The organism is Streptomyces calidiresistens (genome assembly GCF_014141525.1).
Taxonomy (GTDB): domain Bacteria; phylum Actinomycetota; class Actinomycetes; order Streptomycetales; family Streptomycetaceae; genus Streptomyces; species Streptomyces calidiresistens.
Genome location: NZ_VKHS01001294.1, coordinates 1 through 968 on the forward strand (window position 1 = coordinate 1; position 968 = coordinate 968).

At 73.9% G+C, this 968-nt stretch carries 1 protein-coding gene; it reads right to left on the minus strand.

Features of this window, described 5'->3' with window-relative positions:
• Positions 1 to 319: 319 nt before the first annotated feature.
• Positions 320 to 802 carry an SAV_6107 family HEPN domain-containing protein gene (locus FOE67_RS26955; RefSeq protein ID WP_228474349.1) on the minus strand — a complete coding sequence of 161 codons (483 nt, stop codon included), beginning with the start codon at positions 800 to 802 and terminating at the stop codon, positions 320 to 322.
• Positions 803 to 968: the final 166 nt, after the last annotated feature.

Genomic DNA, 968 nt, shown 5'->3' on the forward strand with positions numbered 1-968 from the left:
GGGAACGGGGGCGGGTACGGAAGGCCCCGGGCCCGGTGCGGGAGAAGTGATGGAGGGCGACGGGAGGCGCCGGGAAGTGACCGGGGCGATGAGAGGCGAGAAGAGGTGATGAGGGGTGATGAGGGGTGATGAGAGGTGGGGGAAGGCGAAAGAGAGGAGGCGGGGAAGCGAAGGACGGCGGAGAAAACGGTGCGGAGAAGACGAGGGGGAACCCGGATGGGGGGTCGGCAACGGGAACACGGGGCCGTGGCGGGGCGTGCCGGGACCACCGACGCGCCGACGGACCGTCCCGCGGGCGCCGCACCACACCGGTGATCGCTCAGGCGGGGCGCTCACCCTCACCGGGCTCGGGCCGGTTGGGGTCGCGCGGCAGAACCGGCTGGGGGGAGATCTGCGACCGGACCAGGCGCAGGAACATCGCGACCGAGGCCACCAGCTCGTCGGCGTCCCGCCGGTCGACCTCCCGCCGGATGCCCGCCTCCAGCCTGGCGCGCCGGGCACCGCTGGCGGCGAAGAGGACGCTCCACTCCGCCAGCTCCGGCGCTATCTCCGGGAGCATGTCCCACACGCTGCGGATCCGGCGCCGACCGCGGGCGGTGGTCTCCGGACGGCCGCGCACGGCCAGCACGGCCGCGGCGGTGCGCAGCGCGGCCATGTGGGCGGCGATGTACGCGTCCCCCGGGTCCTCCCGGGTCTCCGCCTCCTCCAGTCCCCGCTCCGCCTGGGCCAACAGGTCGAGCGCCGCCGGCGGGGCGGGGGCGCGGCGGAGCACGGGGTGCACATCGGCGGGGGGTCCGACCATGGCGAGCCTCCTCGTGATTCGTGCGAATCCGTGCGTGTCTTCGCATCCGGAACTCATGCTGACGCATGCCACTGACAATCGGCACCGGGCCGGCCCGTTTCCCTCCCCGGGAGCGGTAATGGACGCAAAGGAACGGACCCGGGGGACGGGCGGGACGGATGAGGGG

What these genes read in the sequence shown, in the direction of transcription:
- FOE67_RS26955 (WP_228474349.1), bottom strand. Translation starts at nt 802, where the DNA reads ATGGTCGGACCCCCCGCCGATGTGCACCCCGTGCTCCGCCGCGCCCCC.